General features: G+C 72.6%; 18 protein-coding genes and 1 pseudogene. 9 read left to right on the top strand and 10 right to left on the bottom strand.

The window, feature by feature from the left end:
• Nucleotides 1-38: 38 nt before the first annotated feature.
• Nucleotides 39-422 carry a Zn-ribbon domain-containing OB-fold protein gene (locus tag RLT59_RS15295; RefSeq protein ID WP_311307732.1) on the bottom strand — a complete coding sequence of 128 codons (384 nt, stop codon included), beginning with the start codon at nt 420-422 and terminating at the stop codon, nt 39-41.
• A 122-nt stretch (nt 423-544) separates the two neighbouring features.
• On the bottom strand, nt 545-997 hold the full coding sequence (locus tag RLT59_RS15300; RefSeq protein ID WP_311303904.1) for a DoxX family protein: 453 nt from the start codon (nt 995-997) through the stop codon (nt 545-547).
• Nucleotides 998-1,170: 173 nt separating this feature from the next.
• Here RLT59_RS15300 and RLT59_RS15305 point away from each other — a divergent pair, with 173 nt between their 5' ends.
• From RLT59_RS15305 to RLT59_RS15315, 3 genes are all read left to right on the top strand, one after another.
• The gene (locus RLT59_RS15305) at nt 1,171-2,358 is read left to right on the top strand and encodes a flavin-containing monooxygenase (RefSeq protein ID WP_311303905.1); all 1,188 of its coding nucleotides are present in this window, start codon (nt 1,171-1,173) and stop codon (nt 2,356-2,358) included.
• Between the two features lie 367 nt (nt 2,359-2,725).
• Complete coding sequence (locus RLT59_RS15310; protein ID WP_311303906.1) at nt 2,726-4,954, top strand: acetate--CoA ligase family protein; 2,229 nt, start codon at nt 2,726-2,728, stop codon at nt 4,952-4,954.
• Nucleotides 4,955-5,033: 79 nt separating this feature from the next.
• Nucleotides 5,034-5,882 (top strand): enoyl-CoA hydratase/isomerase family protein, encoded by an 849-nt coding sequence (locus RLT59_RS15315; protein ID WP_311303907.1) that lies wholly within the window; start codon nt 5,034-5,036, stop codon nt 5,880-5,882.
• 55 nt (nt 5,883-5,937) lie between these two features.
• Here the strand turns inward: RLT59_RS15315 and RLT59_RS15320 are convergent, their stop codons facing one another.
• Nucleotides 5,938-6,501 (bottom strand): Uma2 family endonuclease, encoded by a 564-nt coding sequence (locus RLT59_RS15320; protein WP_311303908.1) that lies wholly within the window; start codon nt 6,499-6,501, stop codon nt 5,938-5,940.
• Nucleotides 6,502-6,647: 146 nt separating this feature from the next.
• On the opposite strand from RLT59_RS15320, the gene RLT59_RS15325 reads away from it, so the two are divergent.
• A complete protein-coding gene (locus tag RLT59_RS15325; protein WP_311303909.1) occupies nt 6,648-8,087 on the top strand; it encodes a sensor histidine kinase in 1,440 nt (479 codons plus the stop codon).
• A gap of 59 nt (nt 8,088-8,146) precedes the next feature.
• Nucleotides 8,147-8,842, top strand: a complete 696-nt coding sequence (locus tag RLT59_RS15330) for a response regulator (protein WP_311303910.1) — start codon at nt 8,147-8,149, stop codon at nt 8,840-8,842.
• 90 nt (nt 8,843-8,932) lie between these two features.
• Here RLT59_RS15330 and RLT59_RS15335 read toward each other — a convergent pair.
• A pseudogene (locus tag RLT59_RS15335) lies at nt 8,933-9,553 on the bottom strand (phosphatase PAP2 family protein); the annotation flags it as partial.
• A 143-nt stretch (nt 9,554-9,696) separates the two neighbouring features.
• Between RLT59_RS15335 and RLT59_RS15340 the strand changes: the two are divergent.
• Nucleotides 9,697-10,353: a flavin reductase family protein gene (locus RLT59_RS15340; protein ID WP_311303911.1), complete on the top strand. Its 657-nt coding sequence runs from the start codon at nt 9,697-9,699 to the stop codon at nt 10,351-10,353.
• Between the two features lie 10 nt (nt 10,354-10,363).
• On the opposite strand, the gene RLT59_RS15345 is transcribed toward RLT59_RS15340, so the two are convergent.
• On the bottom strand, nt 10,364-11,686 hold the full coding sequence (locus RLT59_RS15345; RefSeq protein ID WP_399125476.1) for an MFS transporter: 1,323 nt from the start codon (nt 11,684-11,686) through the stop codon (nt 10,364-10,366).
• Between the two features lie 155 nt (nt 11,687-11,841).
• On the opposite strand from RLT59_RS15345, the gene RLT59_RS15350 reads away from it, so the two are divergent.
• On the top strand, nt 11,842-12,177 hold the full coding sequence (locus RLT59_RS15350) for a hypothetical protein (protein ID WP_311303913.1): 336 nt from the start codon (nt 11,842-11,844) through the stop codon (nt 12,175-12,177).
• Here RLT59_RS15350 and RLT59_RS15355 read toward each other — a convergent pair.
• On the bottom strand, nt 12,128-12,541 hold the full coding sequence (locus tag RLT59_RS15355) for a ribosomal maturation YjgA family protein (protein WP_311303914.1): 414 nt from the start codon (nt 12,539-12,541) through the stop codon (nt 12,128-12,130). The two genes, RLT59_RS15350 and RLT59_RS15355, sit on opposite strands and share 50 nt — an antisense overlap.
• On the bottom strand, nt 12,538-13,815 hold the full coding sequence (locus tag RLT59_RS15360) for an MFS transporter (RefSeq protein WP_311303915.1): 1,278 nt from the start codon (nt 13,813-13,815) through the stop codon (nt 12,538-12,540). The genes RLT59_RS15355 and RLT59_RS15360 overlap by 4 nt, the downstream gene beginning before the upstream one ends.
• A 114-nt stretch (nt 13,816-13,929) precedes the next feature.
• On the opposite strand from RLT59_RS15360, the gene RLT59_RS15365 reads away from it, so the two are divergent.
• Nucleotides 13,930-14,922: a GlxA family transcriptional regulator gene (locus RLT59_RS15365; RefSeq protein WP_311303916.1), complete on the top strand. Its 993-nt coding sequence runs from the start codon at nt 13,930-13,932 to the stop codon at nt 14,920-14,922.
• 29 nt (nt 14,923-14,951) lie between these two features.
• On the opposite strand, the gene RLT59_RS15370 is transcribed toward RLT59_RS15365, so the two are convergent.
• The 3 genes from RLT59_RS15370 to RLT59_RS15380 all read right to left on the bottom strand — a co-directional run bounded on the left by RLT59_RS15370 (nt 14,952) and on the right by RLT59_RS15380 (nt 18,215).
• Nucleotides 14,952-16,001, bottom strand: coding sequence for a Zn-dependent alcohol dehydrogenase (locus RLT59_RS15370; protein WP_311303917.1), 1,050 nt, complete (start codon nt 15,999-16,001; stop codon nt 14,952-14,954).
• Complete coding sequence (locus RLT59_RS15375; protein WP_311303918.1) at nt 15,998-17,209, bottom strand: acyl-CoA dehydrogenase family protein; 1,212 nt, start codon at nt 17,207-17,209, stop codon at nt 15,998-16,000. Before RLT59_RS15375 ends, RLT59_RS15370 begins: the two co-directional genes overlap by 4 nt.
• Nucleotides 17,210-17,297: 88 nt before the next feature.
• A complete protein-coding gene (locus tag RLT59_RS15380) occupies nt 17,298-18,215 on the bottom strand; it encodes an SDR family oxidoreductase (RefSeq protein ID WP_311303919.1) in 918 nt (305 codons plus the stop codon).
• 83 nt (nt 18,216-18,298) lie between these two features.
• Between RLT59_RS15380 and RLT59_RS15385 the strand changes: the two genes are divergently transcribed.
• The gene (locus tag RLT59_RS15385; protein WP_311303920.1) at nt 18,299-19,225 is read left to right on the top strand and encodes a cyclase family protein; all 927 of its coding nucleotides are present in this window, start codon (nt 18,299-18,301) and stop codon (nt 19,223-19,225) included.
• The last annotated feature ends 35 nt before the right edge of the window (nt 19,226-19,260 follow it).

A 19,260-nucleotide genomic window follows, 5' to 3' on the forward strand; every position in this document is an offset into this window, starting at 1 on the left:
CGGATGCGGGGTGGCGCCCGGGTCCTGGGACCGGCGGCTCAGGGGCGGAACACCGCCACCGCCTCGCGGCCCTCCTCCCGCCGGAACGTCACGTTCAGCTCCATCCCGATGGCGAGCGCGCTCTCCTCGCAGTCCACGATCTCCGTCATCATCCGCGGTCCCTCGGCCAGGTCGACGACGGCCGCGACGTACGGCACGCGGGTGCCGAACGGGGGCAGGTCGTTGCGGTGCACGACGGACCATGTGTACAGCGTGGCCCGGCCGCTCGCCCGCTCCCAGTCGACGTCCTCGCTCCAGCAGTGCGGGCAGAACTCGCGCGGGTAGTGGTGCGCCCGGCCGCAGTCCCGGCAGCGGCGCAGCAGCAGGTGCCCCTCTGCGGCGGCATCCCAGTAGGGGCGGGTGGACGCGTCCGGCTCGGGCAGGTCGTAGCGGGGGGCCGGCCGGGGCGGGGGCTCGGCGGGAACGGCGGCGGGGGCGGTGGGGGTGGCAGGCCCGGTGGCTGGGGTGGTTGGTCCGGTGGCTGGGGTGGTTGGTCCGGTGGCGGTCACAGAAAGAGTCCGATCGCGTGGTCGAGGGACCAGGTCTGCCAGGACATCGCGAACAGCGCGACGAGCGAGCTGAGCGCCATCATCGCGTTCTGCCCCTGCTCGGCCCAGTCGTGGATCATCAGCACCAGGTAGAGCAGGTTGAGCAGCAGCCCCGCGATCAGGGCGACGGGGGTCAGCAGGCCGGTCACCAGGCCCAGGCCCAGGGCGAGTTCCGCGTAGACGACGACGTACGCCATCGCCTTCGGGCGCGGCGCGACGATCTTCTCGAAGCCGCTCCTGACCACCGGCCAGCGGTGCTTGCCCGCGACGTCCGCGGCCCAGGCGATGCCGGTGCCGCGCTCGAACCAGCCCTTCTTGTCCTTGTGCCGCCAGCTCTCCAGCCACCACAGGCCGAGGCCTATCCGGAGCACGGCGAGCCACTGGGCTCCGTCGAGCCAGATCGTCCGCATGGGGCCCTCCCGTTCACGTAATCTGACGGTACGTCAGTTCACCTGATGGCGACGGTCTGCGCAAGGGGTGCGCGTCCCCGGCCGATGCCCGGGTGTGGACCCGTGATCAATTCGCAATCGATTCCGGTCTTGACCGAGACCCATCAACAGGGCGCGCGATTACGCTCCAAACCATGCCCGACAGCACATCTGCCCCCGGTAGCCCCATTCCGGCCTCCGTCACCCGCACAGAGGACCGGCCCGTCTACGTCATCGGCGGCGGTCCGGGCGGTCTCGCCGTCGCGGCGGCCCTGCGCGCAGAGGGCCAACGGGCCGTCGTGCTGGAGAAGTCCACGGATGTCGGCGCGTCCTGGCGGCGCCACTACGACCGGCTGCACCTGCACACCACCCGGCGCTGGTCGGCCCTGCCGGGGCTGCCCATGCCCCGCCGGTTCGGCCGCTGGGTGTCCCGCGACAACGTGGTGCGCTACCTGGAGAAGTACGCCGAGCACCACGAGCTGGAGGTGGTGACCGGCGTCGAGGTCTCCCGCATCGACCGGGCGCCGGACGGCACCGGGTGGCGGCTGACCGCGACCGGCGGGCGCGAGCTGACCGGGCGGGCCGTCGTCGTGGCCACCGGCTTCAACCACACCCCGCGCATCCCCGACTGGCCCGGACGCGACGGGTTCACCGGCGACCTCGCGCACGCCGCCGACTACCGCAACCCGGCCCCCTACGCAGGCAAGGACGTCCTCGTCGTGGGCGTCGGCAACACCGGCGCCGAGATCGCCGTCGACCTGGTGGAGGGCGGGGCGGCCCGGGTGCGGCTGGCGGTGCGCACCGCTCCTCACATCCTGCGCCGCTCCACGGCGGGCTGGCCCGCCCAGGGCACCGGCATCCTGGTGCGTCGGCTGCCGGTCACGCTCGTCGACCGGGCCGGGGGCCTGCTGACGCGGGTCTCGATGCCCGATCTCGCCGGACACGGGCTGCCCCGCCCGGACACCGGCCTGTATTCGCGGGTCAAGGACGGGGCCATCCCGGTCCAGGACGTGGGGCTGATCAAGGCGGTGAAGGACGGCCGCGTGGTGCCGGTGGCGGCCGTCGAGTCGTTCGACGAGGACGCGGTGGTGCTGGCCGACGGGTCCCGGATCACCCCGGACGCCGTCATCGCCGCGACCGGCTACCTCCGCTCCCTGGAGGGGCTGGTCGGCCACCTCGGGGTGCTGGACGCCCGTGGCCGGCCGGTGGTGCACGGCGGCCGTACGCCGAAGCAGGCCCCCGGGCTGTACTTCACCGGCTTCACCAACCCGATCAGCGGCATGCTCCGCGAGCTGGCCCGGGACGCGGAGAAGATCGCCAAGAAGCTCGCCCGCAAGGGCTGAGCCGGGGGGCGACCGGGGCTTGGACCTGCCCCACCCCCTGGGCGCGGGATCGGACCTGCCCCACCCCCTGGGCGCGGGATCGGACCTGCCCCACCCCCTGGGCGCGGGGCCGCCTGGGCGCCGCCCTGCCCTCAAGCGCCCTGCGGGGACTCCCCTGCACGACCCCCGGGTCGGCCGTCGGGCGTCATGCGGGGAGGGGTGGGGTAGGGACGGGCGTCCGGGCCTGTGGAACCGCCACTCTCAGCCTTTGCCTGCACACCCATTCCTGACGGGCCGTCAGTTCAGTAACCTGACAGAGCGTCAGCTTATGGCGCCGGCCGGGCTGCGCGAGCGCCGGGGACCTTCGAGCAGGAGTGGGCGGAACGCGATGCTTGGATCGACTCACGGCACCCTCACCACCGACTTCCGCGCCAGGGTGGTGGCCTGCGGCGAGGAGCCGCACGCCGCCGTCCACAGCATGACGGCGGCCGCCGCGGAAGGCGGTCTCGACGTCAGCGGTCGTCCGCTGCACGCGGCCGTCCCGGATCTGGACCGGTTCTTCCGGCCGGAGTCCGTGGCTGTCATCGGCGCGTCCGACACCGACGGCCGGCCCAATACCGGCATCACCCGGCAGCTGATCGCCTGGGCCGAGCGGGTCGGGGCGCGGCTGTATCCCGTACACCCCACGCGGGAGTCCGTCTTCGGGCGGGCCTGCTCTCCTTCCGTGTCCGAACTGCCGGAACAGGTCGATCTGGCGGTACTGCTGGTCGGTGACCCGCTCCCGGTGATCGAGGGACTCGCGCACGCCAAGGTCAAGTTCGCCGTCGCCTTCGCGTCCGGATTCGCGGAGACCGGAGCGGAGGGCGCCGCCGCGCAGGCCCGGCTGGCCGCGGCGGTGGAGCGGTCGGGGCTGCGGCTGCTCGGGCCGAACACCAACCTCAACGCCTTCGAGGAGTTCCGGGACGACCTGGAGGGGCCGGCGATCGCACTGATCACCCAGTCCGGCCACCAGGGGCGACCCGTCTACACCCTCCAGGAGCTGGGCGTGCGGCTCTCGCACTGGGCGCCCACGGGCAACGAGGCGGATCTGGAGACCGCCGACTTCATCTCGTACTTCTCCCAGCGGCCCGAGGTCGGGGCCATCGCCTGCTACGTGGAGGGGCTCAAGGACGGGCGCTCCTTTCTGCTCGCCGCCGACCGGGCAGCACGTGCCGGGGTCCCGGTGGTGGCGGTCAAGGTCGGGCGGACGGAGACGGGGGCCAGGATGGCCGCGTCACACACCGGCAAGCTGACCGGCGCCGACCAGGTCGTCGACGCGGCGATGCGGCAGTTCGGCGTGATCCGGGTGGACGGCCTCGACGAACTCCAGGACACTGCCGCCCTCCTGGCGCGGGCCCGCAAGCCCTTGGCCGACGGGGTCGTGGTGTATTCGATCTCGGGCGGCACGGGCGCGCACTTCTCGGACCTGGCGACCGCGGCGGGCCTGGACATCCCGGTCCTGTCCGAGGAGAAGCAGGCCGAGCTGCACACGTGGATACCCGACTACCTGAACGTGGCGAACCCGGTCGACAACGGCGGACACCCGGTCGGTGACTGGCGCGGCCGGAAGATCATCGACGCGATACTCGCGGACCCCTCGGTCGGGGTGCTGATCTGTCCGATCACCGGCCCCTTCCCGCCGATGAGCGACAAACTGGCGCAGGACCTGGTGGACGCGGCCGAGGCCACGGACAAGCTGGTGTGCGTGGTGTGGGGTTCGCCGGTCGGCACCGAGGACGCCTACCGCACGACGCTGCTCGGCTCCTCGCGCGTCGCCACCTTCCGCACCTTCGGCAACTGCATCACCGCCGTCAAGGCCTATCTGGACCACCACCGCTTCGCCGCCTCCTACCGCTCCCCCTTCGACGAGGCGCCGCGCACGCCGTCGCCCTCCTTCCGCAAGGCGCAGGCACTGATGCGTCCGGGCCACCAGCTGAGCGAGCACGCGGCGAAGCAGCTGCTGCGGGCGTACGGAATCCGGGTGCCCCGCGAGCAGTTGGTGACCAGCGCCGCGGCGGCCGTCCGGGCGGCCGGGCTCGTCGGCTACCCCGTCGTCATGAAGGCGTCCGGGGCGCAGCTGGCCCACAAGACCGAACTGGGCCTGGTCAAGGTCGGGCTCACCTCCGCCAGCCAGGTGCGGGACGCCTACCGCGAACTGACCGACATCGCGCGCTACGAGGACATCGAGCTGGACGGAATCCTGGTCTGCCAGATGATCGAGCGGGGCGTCGAGATGATGGTCGGCGTCACGCAGGACGCGCTGTTCGGCCCGACCGTGACCGTCGGGCTCGGCGGCGTACTGGTCGAGGTGCTGCACGACGCGGCGGTGCGGGTGCCGCCCTTCGGTGAGGACCAGGCGCGGGCGATGCTCGGTGAACTGCGCGGCCGGGCCCTGCTGGAGGGGGTGCGCGGCGGGGCGCCGGTGGATGTGGACGCGCTCGTCGAAGTGGTGCTGCGGGTGCAGCGGATGGCGCTGGAACTGGGCGACGACCTGTCCGAGCTGGACATCAACCCGCTGATGGTGCTGGGCCGCGGGCAGGGCGCGGTGGCGCTGGACGCGCTCGCGGTCTGCCGCTGACCGACGCGCCGACGCACGCCGTCGCCGCGCCCGCCACCAACTCCTCCCGCTGCTCCGCCACCTGCTCAGGAGCTGCCTCATGCCGTCCTCCCCCGAAGACACCACCGACCACACCGGCCTACCCGACCCGTCCGGATCGCCTGATTCATTGATACTCCACGCCACTGACAACGGCGTCTCGACGATCACCCTCAACCGCCCGGAGGCGATGAACGCCGTCACCTGGGACCAGCGCGAACGCGTCATCGCGCTGCTCGCACAGGCCTCCGCGGACCCCGGGATCCGGGCGGTCGTCCTGACCGCCACCGGCCGGGGTTTCTGCGCCGGAGCCGATCTGCGGGGCGCGCCGGCGACCGGCGACCGGGTGCCGGGCGATGTCGCCCGGACGATCCGGCTCGGCGCCCAGCGGCTGATCGCCGCCGTCCTGGACTGCGAGAAGCCCGTCATCGCCGCGGTCAACGGAACGGCGGCCGGGATCGGCGCCCATCTCGCGTTCGCCTGCGATCTGGTGCTGGCCGCCGAGTCCGCGAAGTTCATCGAGGTGTTCGTGCGCCGCGGCCTCGTACCGGACGGCGGTGGCGCGTACCTGCTGCCCCGGCTGGTCGGGCCGCAGCGCGCCAAGGAGCTGATGTTCTTCGGGGACTCGCTCCCGGCCCGGGACGCGGAGCGCCTGGGGCTCGTCAACCGGACCGTGCCGGACGAGGAACTGGCGGCGATCGCGCGGACCTGGGCCCAGCGGCTGGCCGAGGGGCCCACCCGTTCGATCGCCCTCACCAAGCAGCTGGTCAACGCCTCGCTGGACGCCGACCGCGCCACGGCGTTCGCCGCGGAGGCGATGGCCCAGGAGATCAACATGACCACGCAGGACGCCAACGAGGGCGTGGCGAGCTTCGTTGAGCGGCGGGCACCGAAGTACCAAGGGATCTAGCCGTACTTCCGCTGCCTCCGCTCGCGCCTCACCTCGATGCCGGCCCGCACGTGTCTCACCCCGATGCCAGCCCGCTCGTGTCCAGGTCCAGGCCGAACGGGTCCGGCAGCCGCAGAACCGCTCCGAAGAGGTGTGGGCCGTCCACCCGGGTGCAGCCCAGGTGCCCCGGCTCGGAGAACAGCGTCACGCTGCCCTCGATCCGGTCGACGAGGAGGTACAACGGCGCCCGGTACTCCGCGTACCGGCGGCGCTTCACGACGCGGTCGGTCTCCGCGTCCGACTCGGACGTGACCTCCACGACGAGGAGCGTCTGGTCGGGGAGCAGCGCCCCGCCGCCCTTGGCGAGCGCCTCGGGGACCACGGCGATGTCGGGGACGTACCAGTTCGAGGAACCGGGCAGGTCCAGGTTTCCGGAGCCTTCGACACACCCCAGCTCATCGACACGGTCCTCGATCTGCCGACGGACCACTCGGGCCGCACGTTCGTGGTCCCAGGTCGGTGACACCGGCTCGATGATCCCCTCGATGATCTGGACGCGGTCCCCGCGGATCCGCTGCACGGCGAACTTCAGGGCACGCTCGGAGTCGATGCCCTGGCCGTGGTCGGGCGCACTCGTCATCGCGCCGCCTCCCGCTCGATCGATCCTTGACGACTCAGCGTAGCCGTCCCTGAACCACGTGTCGTCGCGGAGGCGGACGTCGAAATACCCGGGAACCCGACTTTCGGCAGTGTCGGCTCCTCCTCCAACTGCGTACGGTCGTGCGGGTGTGCAGAGCGATGATGAGGATCAGCGGAGCGGCCCGGCGGGCCGTCGCGCCGGAGGGGCTCGCGATCGTGGCCACCGTGGCCTGTGTCGTGCTGAGCACCATCAGCCCGTGGTGGGTTCTGCCCGCGGCGGTGGCGGCGTTCCTCGCCGGGCGGGAGCCGGGAAGGACCGGTCCGGCGGTTCTCGCGCTCGTCGCGGTGGTGACCGGTGGGATGGTGGCGGTGGCCCTGATGCCGTCCTGGCCGCTGATGGCGGGGCGGTTCTCCGCAGTGGTGGCGGTGGGCGCGATGCTGCCGTGGTTCGCGGGGCGCTTCTGGCGCCAGTACCAGGAGCTCGTACGGGCGGGCTGGGAGCGGGCGGCGCGGCTGGAGCGCGAACAGCGGCTCGTCGCGGAACAGGCCCGGTCCCGCGAACGGGCCCGGATCGCCCAGGACATGCACGACCTCCTCGGGCACGACCTCAGCCTCATCGCCCTCTCGGCGGGCGCCCTCAAGCTCGCACCGGGTCTCGACGCGTCCCACCGGGCGGCGGCCGGCGAGATCCGCGCCCGCGCCGCCGCGTCGGTCGAGCGGCTCGGAGAGGTGATCGGCCTGCTGCGCGAGGAGGTCGACGACGAACCGCCACAAGCGCCCGGCAACGGCATTCCCCGGCTCATCGAGGAGGCCGCGGCGGCCGGTCTCCCGGTCAGTCTGCGGATCGAGGGCGACACCGAAGGGATGCCGCCCTCGGCCGCGCGGGCCGCCCACCGGGTCGTCCAGGAATCGCTGACCAACGCCGCCAAGCACGCGCCCCTGGCCCGGGTGAGCGTGCTGCTGACCCACACGGCGGGGGAGACGGCGGTCCGGGTGGAGAACGCACCCGCGCAGCAGTGCCCCGGGGCTGTTCCAGGGACCGGGCGGGGGCTCATCGGGCTGGACGAACGGGTGCGGCAGACGGGCGGCTCGTTCTCGTACGGTCCGTACGGAGGCGGCTTCGCGGTCGCCGCACTGATACCGCACCGCCGGCCCGTGCACCCGCCGTCCGCCCGCCTCGCGTCGCCGTCCCCCGCCGTGCCCGCCATCGCGTTGCCCACGGAGCACCGGAACGCCCGCAGCCGGGTCCGCCGCGCATTGGCCGTCGCGGTCGTGCTGCCCCTGGCGGTGTGGGCGGTACTGAGCGCCGCACTGATGGGCTGGGACATACGCTCGGCCCGGCAGTCCGTCCTGGACCCGGGCGACTACGCCGGGCTGCGGGTGGGCCAGGACCGGGACTCGGCCCAACGGCTGCTGCCCGACCGCGAGACCACGCGGAGAGCGGTGGCCGGGGAACCGGAGGGCGCCGGCATCACCTGCGCGTACTACGCGATGACGGCGGACCGCTTCGACGACCGGTCCGGGGACGCGTACCGGCTCTGCTTCCGGGCCGGACGGTTGATGTCCAAAGAGGCCCTCGCACCATGAACGGCCGATAACAGTGAACCGACCCCATGTACCCACTCCATGAACGGAATTCCTTGCCCATGATCCGGGTCCTCATCGCCGACGACGAGCCGATGATCCGCGCGGGCGTGCGCTCCGTGCTGTCCACCGATCCGGGCATCGATGTCGTGGCCGAGGCGGCCGACGGGCACGGAGCGGTGGAGCTGACGCGCCGACACCGCCCGGCCGTCGCCGTGCTCGACATCCGGATGCCCGGGATGAACGGCATCGAGGCCGCCGCCGAGATCCGGCGCACCGTGCCCGGGACCGGAGTGGTGATGCTGACGACCTTCGGTGAGGACGACTACATCCTCCAGGCCCTCGGCGGCGGCGCCGCGGGTTTCCTGATCAAGTCGGGTGAGCCCGAGGAGCTCATCGCGGGAGTACGCGCGGTGGCCGACGGCGCCGCCTACCTGTCACCGAAGGTCGCGGCTCGGGTCGTCGCCCACCTCTCGGCGACGGGAGCGGGTGCGCTGGCCGGGCGCCGCGCCGCCGCCGGGGAACGGGTCCGCTCGCTCACCGGCCGGGAACGCGACGTACTGGCCTTCCTCGGCAGCGGCCTGTCCAACGGGCAGATCGGCCGTCGGCTCCACCTGGTGGAGGGGACGGTCAAGGCGCACGTGAGCTCCATCCTGGCCAGGCTGGGTGTGGACAACCGGGCCGCCGCGGCGGTCGTCGCCCATGAGGCCGGCATCGTCGCCCCCACGGAGCCGGCCGAGCCGCCTCGCGAGCGCTGACGCCGCCACCCGGGCGAGCGGCAGGAACGCGATCAGCACCGCCGCGGTCACCGCGCCCCCGAGAGCCGCCCCTGCCAGCACGTCGTGCGGGTAGTGGACCCCCGCCACGACCCGCAGGAGCGCCGTCGCGCCTGCCATCGGCAGAGCAACCGCGGCGAGGCGCGGCCGGAGCACCGCAAGGCCCACCGCGATACCGGCCGCCAGGGTGGCGTGGTTGCTCGGGAAGGACCAGTCGCCGGGCTGCGGGCACTCGGCGACCACCGCCGCGCCATGGCGCAGGACCCGGCAGGGGCGTTCCTCGTCCACCACCAGCTTCACGGCCTCGCTGGTCGCGTAGGCCAGTACGGTTCCGGCACCGACGAGCACGGCACCGGCGGACAGCCGCGTGTCCGCACGGCGTACCGCGCGCCACCAGGTCCACGCCAGAAGCAGGCCGAGGGCCAGCAGTGCCCCGTCCGTGGCCACTTCCAGCAGCGGGCCCGTCCAGGAGGGCGCGCCGGCAACCGCCCCGGTCACCGAGCGGTACGCCGACGCCGACGCACCGCCCGACACTTCCACGGTCTCCGCAGTCCCCCATCCACCCGGCGCGAGTCCTACGACGGCGGCCGCCCCCGCGCCCAGGACGCCGACCGCGAGCAGCGGCCTCCAGGCCCCGATGCGACCTCCGGTCTCCCGCCCCGCTTTTCGTCTCGTTCGTCCTTGTCGCCTCATGGGAAACGAACGTAGAAGCGGAAGGGGCCGGGAACCCGCCCCGAAAGGCAGGGCCGACCCCTGACGAAGGTCGGGGAGGGCCCGCACCCCTTCCCATCTGACGCCTCGTCAGCTCTAATCGAAGAGTGATGGGACACGCAGGCATGGCCGCAACCGCCGTCCGCTACCTCAGGTCCGTCGGCGCCGCGACGGCCGTCGCTCCGGTGCCGGTCGATCCACTGCCGCGTCCGGCCCTTCGGGCCGTCGCCGACGATGAGCGGCTGCCCGTGGATCCGGGCGAGTTCCGCCGGGTACTGGGGCACTTCGCGAGCGGGGTCACCATCGTCACCGCGCACGATCCGGACGGCGTCGGCGGCACCGGTAGCACCGGTAGCACCGACGGGACCGGTGCCACCGCCGGTCCGGCGGGTTTCGCCTGCCAGTCGTTCGCCTCGCTCTCGCTGGACCCGCCGCTGGTCACGTTCATGGTCGCCCGTACGTCGACGACCTGGCCGCGCATCGCCCGCGCCGGGGCCTTCTGCGTGAACATCCTGGGGGCGGAACAGGGCGCGCTGTGCCGGTCGTTCGCGGTGAGTGGGGCCGACAAGTTCGCCGGGGTGACGTACTCCGCCGCCCCCGCGACCGGGTCGCCGCTGCTGGACTCCGTGCCCGCCTGGGTCGACTGCCGCATCCAGGCCGTCCACACGGGCGGCGACCACCTGATCGTGGTCGGCCGGGTGGAGGCGCTGGGGGCGGCGGACGGGGGCGGGGACGGGCCGCTGCTCTTCCACCAGGGGGCGTTCGGGCGCTTCAGCCGCTGAATGCACCCGGTCACAGGACGGCGGCGGACGCCGAACCACGACGGATCACCAGTGCCATCAGCGCCGCCGTCGCGCACATCGCCCCGGACGCGTACCAGACCATGTCGTACGAGCCGAAGTGGTCGCGCGCGACCCCGCCGAGGAACGCCACCAGGGCGGCGCCCACCTGATGGGAGGCCAGGACCCAGCCGAAGACGATCGCACTGTCCTCGCCGTACTGCTCCCGGCACAGGGCCAGCGTCGGCGGGACCGTGGCGACCCAGTCCAGTCCGTAGAACACGATGAAGAAGACCATCGACGGGTGCACGGTCGGCGCCATCAGCATCGGCAGGAACAGCAGCGAGATCCCGCGCAGCGCGTAGTAGACGGCCAGCAGCCGGCGGGCTTCGAAGCGGTCGGTGAGCCAGCCGGAGAAGATCGTGCCGATGATGTCGAAGATCCCGATGACGGCCAGCAGCGAGGCGGCGGCGGTGATGGGCATGCCGTGGTCGTGCGCCGAGGGCACGAAGTGCGTACGGATCAGGCCGTTGGTCGTGGCGCCGCAGATCGCGAAGGTCCCGGCCAGCAGCCAGAACGGCCCGGTGCGGGCGGCGTCGAACAGGACGCGCAGGGTCCGGCTCGCCACACCCCTGGCGGGTGCGGGCTTGTCCGCGTACTCCCCGCCGTACGGGGCAAGGCCCACATCGGCCGGGTGGTCGCGCAGCAGGAGCCAGACGAACGGGACGACGGCCAGGGCGGCGAGCGCGACGGTCACCGAGGCCGGGCGCCAGCCGTGCCGGTCGATGATCCAGGCGCAGAGCGGCAGGAACACCAGCTGGCCGGAGGCGCCCGCCGCGGTGAGGATGCCGGTGACCAGGCCCCGGCGGGCGACGAACCAGCGGTTGGTGACCGTCGCGGAGAAGGCCATCGCCATCGAGCCGCTGCCGAGGCCGACGAGCACGCCCCAATAGATCATCAGCTGCCAGGCCGCCGTCATCCAGACGCCGGCCAGCGCCCCGGCGGCGACCGCGCTGAGCGCGACGACCACGACCCGGCGGATGCCGAACCGGTCCATCAGCGCCGCCGCGAACGGCGCGGTCAGCCCGTACAGCGCCATGTCGACGGAGACCGCGAGGCCGATTTCCCCGCGCGACCAGTCGAACTCCGTGTGGAGCGGGTCGATGAGCAGCCCGGGGAGGGAGTTGAAGGCCGCGCCGCCGATGATCGTCACGAAGGTGACGGCGGCGACGATCCACGCGCGGTGGATGCGCGGCCGGGGCCGCGCCTCGGAGGCGGTCCGCCGGCGGGCGTCCGGGGCGGGAGATTTCGTTGTCTGGGGCACGTCACTCAGCATCCGGCCACCGCCACCTCCCTCACGAGTGGCCCGAGGGACACTGTTCGCAGGAATCGGGCCACGCCGCTCAACCGGAACGCGTACGCTCTCCAGCTCCGGCGGCCCGTACGCGCGTACGAAACCGAGCCGCTCCCGTCCATGCCCTCGGGGGCCTCATGTACTGGGTCGCACGCCAGAGATTCCACCACCGTTCCGCGCTGATGCAGGGGTGGGGTGTGGCGCTGCTGCTGGCCGCCTCCGCGTTGTGGGTGTGGCTGGCGTTTCTGCTGGCGGACCAGCGGGACGCGTACTGCTATCGCACGGTGTCCAACTGCGAGCTGATCACCGCCTGGCCCCAGCAGCTCACCCTGCTGGCCGTGTCCGTGCCGCTGTCCCTGCTCGGGACGGCGCTGCTCGTCGGCGGGAGCGTGCGCCGGCAGACCAGCGCCCACATCCTCCAGGTCATCGAGATGCAGAAGTCCGAGGACCGGGCCCGCTCCGGAAAGAAGTAGCCGCCGCCAGGACAGCCCAGACGGCCGCCGCGCCCACCGCGTACCAGAGCAGATCCGGCGCGTTGAACGTCGAGCCCAGCACCAGCCGCGCCACCCCGCTCCGGCGGGACAGCTCCGCGGGTGCCCCGGTCAGCTGGAGCAGCTCGACGGCCCAGCTGACCGCCAGCCCCGTGCCCGCCACCACGACCGGCCGGGCGCGGGGGGCGCACAGTGCGACGAGGGCGCAGATCAGGACCGTGTAGAGCGCGTCCCCGGCGTACTTGGCGAGATCCCCGTCCGCGACGGTACGGACGCCGAGCCCGGCCGCGACCGTGACCACGGCCGCCCCCGCCGCCACGGCCCGCGCCGGAACGCGGCCCCTCATCTGATCCGCTCCAGTCGCCTGATCGGCCGGGCCGCCAGCAGCACGCCCACCGCCAGCACGTTGATCACGGCCCCGGCCAGCAGCACTTCCGGCGCGCCCACCCGGTCCGCGACCGGCCCCGCCAGTGCCCGGCCCGCCGCCAGCATCAGCAGCGATCCGGCCACGTCGTACGCGTGCAGCCGGTTCAGCGCCTCCGGCGGCACCTGCGTCTGGACGGTCGTCGACCACATCACCAGCCAGAACGCGAACGCCGCGCCCGCGATGAACTGACCCGCCCCCAGCGCGAACACGGGCAGCCCGAGCCCCAGCGCCAGCAGGTTCACGCACACCCCGGTCAGCGCCGTGGCCCCCGCCGCCAGCGGGCGGCGCGGCCGCAGCCGCAGGGCGAGCAGGCCGCCGACGACACTGCCCGCGCCGTTGACCGCCATCATCGCGCCATACGTCCCCGAGCCGTGCGCCTCGGTCACCTCGACGGCGGTCAGCGGGAGCATCGGGCCGAGCACGGCGAAGCCGTAGACCGTCCAGATCGCGATCACACCCCACAGCCAGCTGCGGGCCCTGAACTCACGCCAGCCGTCGACCAGTTCGGCCACGAAGGTGCCGCGCCGCGCATCGTCGGACGGGGCCGGGACCAGCCGCAGCAGGAAGAGGCAGACGCCGGAGACCAGGAACGTCGACGCGTTCGCCGCGTAGACCGCCCCGGCGCTCGCGAGACCGACGAGGGCGCCCGCGAACGCCGGGCCCGCCATGGTCATCAGCGCTTCCGAGACCCGGAGCACGGCGTTGGCGCGCTGCACGTCGCAGGAGACCCGGGGCACGGTCGAGGCGACCCCCGGCTGGAAGAGCGCCGCGCCCACACCGGCCACCGCGCTCAGTGAGTACACCGCCCACAGCGGCGGGTTGCCGACCGCGAAGGAGACCGCGAGCGCGGAGGCGCCGATCAGCCGCAGCGTGTCGGCGATGATCATCATCCGGCGCGGTGTGAACCGGTCCGCCAGTACGCCGCCGAAGAGCACGAACAGCGCCAGCGGCCCCATCCAGGCCGCCAGCGCGTACCCCACGGAGGAGTGCGGGCGCCCCGCGCCCAGCAGGCCCGCCGTGAGCGCCACCGGGATCATTCCGTCCCCGAAGAGCGCCGCGGTCCGGGCGACGAAGAAGAGCCGGAAGTTACGGTTCCACAGCCGGTCGGGCCCGATGGCCAGGGACGGAAGAGGGGGCGCCGGGGGCAGCGAGGACAGCGGAGCCAATGGGGATACAGGGGATGAACCACGCATAACGCTCTCGCTGTTCACGGCGGGAATGCGTGCGTGGTCTGCTGACTTTTCCTTCACACCGATGACATGTATCAGCTTATGGTCTATACCAGCTAGTGGTGAAGGGAGTCCGCAGTGCCGCACCGAGTCGTCGTTCTCGCCCTCGATGGCGTGCTTCCGTTCGAACTGGGCATCGCGCAAAGGATATTCGGCCGTTCACTCGGAATCGAGCCGCGCGACCGGGGCGCGAAACTCTACGACGTCACCACCTGCTCGGTCCGCCCGCCCGGCCCGGTGGCCACCGACGCGGACTTCACGATCGCGGTCGAGCACGGACCGGAGGCCCTCGCCACCGCCGACACGGTGGTGATCCCCGCCAGCTACGAACTCGGCCCCGTCTACTCCGAGGGCCGGCTCACCGACGAACTCGCGGCCGCCTTCGCGTACATCAGACCGGGCACCCGGATGGTCTCGATCTGCACCGGCGGCTACGTCCTCGCCGCCGCCGGGTACCTCGACGGGCGTCCCGCCACCACCCACTGGTCCTCCGCCGAGCACTTCCAGGCGCTGTTCCCGGCGGTCCGGGTCGACCCCGACGTCCTGTTCATCGACGACGGCGACGTCCTGACATCCGCCGGGGTCGCCGCCGGGATCGACCTCTGCCTGCACATCGTGCGCCGCGACCACGGCACCGCCGTCGCCAACGACGTCGCCCGGCGCACCGTCGTACCGCCGCACCGCGACGGCGGCCAGGCGCAGTACATCCAGCGCCCGGTCCCCGACGCGCAGCTCGCCGGCACGACCACCGCGCGGGCCTGGGCGCTGGGGCAGCTGGAACGGCCGATCCTGCTGCGCGACATGGCGCAGCAGGAGTCGATGAGCGTACGGACGTTCACCCGGCGGTTCCGTGAGGAGGTCGGGATCAGCCCGGTCCAGTGGCTGACCCAGCAGCGGGTGGAGCGGGCCCGCCAGCTGCTGGAGTCCACCGACCTGTCGATCGACCAGGTAGCCCGGAAAGCCGGTTTCGGCACGCCCACCTCGCTGCGGCAGCACCTCCAGGCGGCGCTGGGGGTGTCCCCGACGGGGTACCGGCGGACGTTCCGGGCGACGGCGGGAGACCGCTGCTGAGCGGCCTCCCCGCCTCAGGACGCTCTTACTTAGAACACCAGCACCCCGCGTGCCACCCGCCCGTGGTGCGCGTCGTCCGCCGCCTTGGCGAAGTCCTCCACCGGGTAGGTCTCGGTGACGAGTTCGTCCAGCAGCAGCCGGCCCTCCCGGTACAGCTCCGCGTACAGGGCGATGTCGCGCTGCGGGCGCGAGGAGCCGTAGCGGCAGCCCAGGATCGACTTGTCCAGGTACATCGACGAGACGAGGAACGACGCCTCGGCCGTCGCCGCCGGTACGCCCAGCAGGATCGCCTGGCCGTGCCGGTCGAGCAGGTCGATGGCGGTACGGATCAGCTCGGTGCGGCCCACGCACTCGAAGGCGTGGTCGGCGCCGTGCGGCAGGATCTCCTTGACGCCCTCGGCCGACGTCAGGAAGTGGGTGGCGCCGAACTGCCGGGCCACCGCCTCCTTCGCCGGGTTGGAGTCGACGGCGACGATGGTCAGCGCCCCGGCGATCCTGGCGCCCTGGATCACGTTGAGCCCGATGCCGCCGGTGCCGATCACGACGACGCTCTCGCCCCGGTCGACCTCGGCCCTGTTCAGTACGGCTCCGACTCCCGTCAGCACTCCGCAGCCGATCAGGGCCGCAGAGGTCAGGGGCAGGTCCGCCGGGATCTTCACCGCCTGCACGGCCTTGACCAGGGTCCGTTCGGCGAACGCCGAGTTGGACGCGAACTGGTACAGCGGCTTCCCGCCCCGGGAGAACGGCTTGCCCGGCATCCCGATCGCCTTGCGGCACATCGTGGGGCGGCCCCGGTCGCACTGGGCGCAGGCGCCGCAGCTGGCGAGCGTGGACAGGGACACGTGGTCGCCGGGCGCCACATGGCTCACCCCGGCCCCGACCGCCTCGACCACGCCCGCGCCCTCGTGCCCGAGCACCACGGGCAGCGGGAACGGGATCGTCCCGTCGATCACCGACAGGTCGCTGTGGCAGAGCCCCGCCGCGGCCACCGCGACCAGCACCTCGCCGGGGCCCGGATCACGTATCTCCAGATCGTCGACGACCTCGGTCCGCTTGCCGTCGAAGACGACGCCTCTCATCTCGGCTCCCTCGGTAGGCCGAGCACGCGCTCGGCGATGATGTTCCGCTGGATCTCGTCCGAGCCGCCGTAGATGGTGTCGGACCGGGTGAACAGGAACAGGCGCTGTGCCTCGTCGATCTCGTACGGTGCGCCGGGCGACCAGTCGTGCGGGCCGACGGCTCCGGCCGCGCCCCTGATCTGCACGGCGAGTTCGCCCAGGCACTTGTGCCAGCCGCCCCAGAGGAGTTTCGCGACGCTGGGGGCGCCGGGGTCGCCGGTGGTGCCGAGGGTGCGCAGGGCGTTCCAGCGCATGGTCCTCAGCTCGGCCCACTGGCGGACGAGCCGTTCGCGCAGGACCGGGTCAGCGGTGGCGCCGCTCTCGACGGCCGCCCGGACCACCCGGTCCAGCTCCGCGGCGAACCCGATCTGCTGGACGAGCGTGGAGACACCGCGCTCCAGGGCCAGCAGCCCCATGGCGACGGCCCAGCCGTTGCCCTCGCCGCCGACCACCTCCGCCGCGTGCGCCCCGTCGAGGAAGACCTCGTTGAACTCGCTGGTCCCCGACATCTGCCGGATCGGCCGCACCTCGATCCGGCCCGGCTGGTCCATCGGCACCAGCAGGAACGACAGCCCGTGGTGGCGCCGCGAACCGGGCTCGGTACGGGCCAGTACGAAGCACCAGTCGGCCTCCCGGGCGAGCGACGTCCAGACCTTCTGCCCGGTCACGCGGTAGCCGCCGCGCTCCGGATCGCGTACGGCGGCCGTCCGCACCCCCGCCAGGTCCGAACCCGCGCCCGGCTCGCTGTACCCCTGGCACCACAGGGCCTCGCCGCGCGCGATGGGCGGCAGGAAACGGCGGCGCTGCTCCGGGCTGCCGTGGGCGATGAGGGTCGGGGCGAGCAGGTTCTCCCCGATGTGGCCGACGCGGGCGGGTGCCCGGAGGCGGGCGTACTCCTCCGCCCAGACGACCTGCTGGGTGAGGGTGGCGGTGCGGTTGCCGTACGCCCCGCCGCCCGAGCCGTCCCCGTCCCCCTCCCAGCCGAGGCCGATCCAGCCGCCCCGGCCGAGCTCGCGCTCCCAGGCGCGGCGGACCGCGATGCCCTCGTGCTCGCTCCCCGGACCGCCGGTGCCGATGCCCGCCGCGTACGCGTCGACGAGATGGTCCTCCAGCCAGCCGCGGGCCTCCTCGCGGAACGCGGCGTCGTCGGGGCCGAAGGTGAAGTCCACGGTGTCCTCCTTCCGGTACGGGGAGCGTGCGCGTGGGGCGGTGCGCCCGACATTTCAAGCCGTCCGGGCTCGAAAGAAGCGCACTCGTCTACGAATTCGGCCGCTTCGCGGCCCGCGCCGCCTCCGCCATCGCCTCCAGCTGCGCCAGCATCGGCATCGGGTCCGTGCCCACCGTCCCGGGCAGGAAGTCCGCGATGCGTTCCGGGGTCCAGGCCGCGCCCTCCGCGTACCCCGCGCGCAGCTCCCTCGGCTGGGCCCAGACCGCGATCTTGGGGCCCGCGATGGTGTACACCTGCCCGGTGATGCTCTCCGCGCGGGCCCGGTCGCTGAGGAGGTAGACGACGAGCGCGGCCACGTCCTCCGGCTCACCGATCTCCTTGAGCTCCATGGGTACGTTGGCGGACATCCGGGTCCGCGCCACCGGGGCGACCGCGTTGGCCGTGACGCCGTACTTGTGCAGGCCCAGCGCCGCGCTGCGGACCAGCGAGATGATCCCGCCCTTCGCCGCGCTGTAGTTCGCCTGGGCCACGCTGCCCTGGTGGTTGCCGCTGGTGAAGCCGATCAGGGTGCCCGCGCCCTCCTGCTTGCGCATCACCGCGGACGCGGCCCGGAAGACGGTGAAGGTGCCTTTGAGGTGGGTGGCGACCACGGGGTCCCACTCCTCCTCCGACATGTTGAACAGCATCCGTTCGCGCAGGATGCCGGCCACGCACACCACCCCGTCGATGCGCCCGAACCGGTCCAGCGCGGTGTCCACGACCCGTTGACCGCCGGCCATGGTGGAGATGTCGTCGGCCACCGCGACCGCCTCGCCGCCCGCCGCCACGATCTCCTTGACGACGGACTCGGCTATCTCGCTGGCGGGTTCGCCGCCCTCGATGGAGACGCCGTAGTCGTTGACGACGACTCTCGCCCCCTCGGCCGCCGCGGCGACCGCGACGGCCCGCCCGATGCCTCGTCCGGCACCCGTGACGGCCACCACTTTGCCTGCCAAGAAGTTCCCCATGCCCGGCCCCTTCCCGCGGTTTCTGACGGACCGTTAGATTCTATGGGTCATCAGGTTCACCGGCACAAGCCCCAGGAGGCTCCATGTCACTACCGGACGAGTTCCACGACATCGCCAAGCGCGTGAACAACTGGGGCCGCTGGGGCGCGGACGACGAGATCGGGACGCTCAACCTGATCACCGACGAGGTGGTCCGGGAGGCGGCGGCCACCGTGCGCACCGGGCGACGGGTGCCGCTCGCGCTGCCGCTCAAGCAGGACGGCGTGCAGAGCGGGCTGATCCAGGGACGGATCAACCCGCTGCACACCATGGTCCAGATCAACCAGGAGCTGTTCGGCCCCGGCACCGTCGCGACCAGCGACGACACCGCGGTCCTGAGCCTCCAGACCGCCACCCACTGGGACGCCCTCACGCACGTCTCGCACTCCGGGAAGATCTACAACGGCCGCCCGGCCGACAGCATCACCCCGCACGAGGGAGCCAGGTTCAGCGGCATCGAGAAGGCCCCGCACATCGTCTCGCGCGGGGTGCTGCTCGACGTGGCCCGCGCCCATGGGGTGGACAGGCTGCCCGGCGACCACGCCGTCACCCCGGAGGACCTGGACGCGGCGGAGGAACTGGCCGGGGTGCGGGTGCGGTCCGGGGACATCGTGCTCGTACGGACGGGGCAGGTGCAGGTGTATCTGGCCGGGGACAGGAACGGGTACGGCTATCCGTCGCCGGGGCTCTCGATCCGGACGCCCGAGTGGTTCCGGGCCCGGGATGCGGCCGCGGTCGCCGATGACACGCTGACCTTCGAGATCTTCCCGCCGGAGATCGACGATCTGTGGCTGGGCGTGCACGCGCTGGATCTGGTCGAGATGGGCATGCTCCAGGGCCAGAACTGGAATCTGGAGCAGTTGTCCACAGCCTGTGCGGAGTCGAAGCGCTACGGCTTCCTGCTCTCCGCGATGCCGGAGCCCTTCGTCGGCGCCACCGGCACTCCGGTGGCCCCGGTCGCGGTCTTCTGAGCAGCGGCCACCGAGGCGCCGGGCCGGGCGCGGGG

The organism is Streptomyces sp. ITFR-6 (genome assembly GCF_031844725.1).
In the GTDB taxonomy this organism is placed as follows: Bacteria; Actinomycetota; Actinomycetes; order Streptomycetales; family Streptomycetaceae; genus Streptomyces.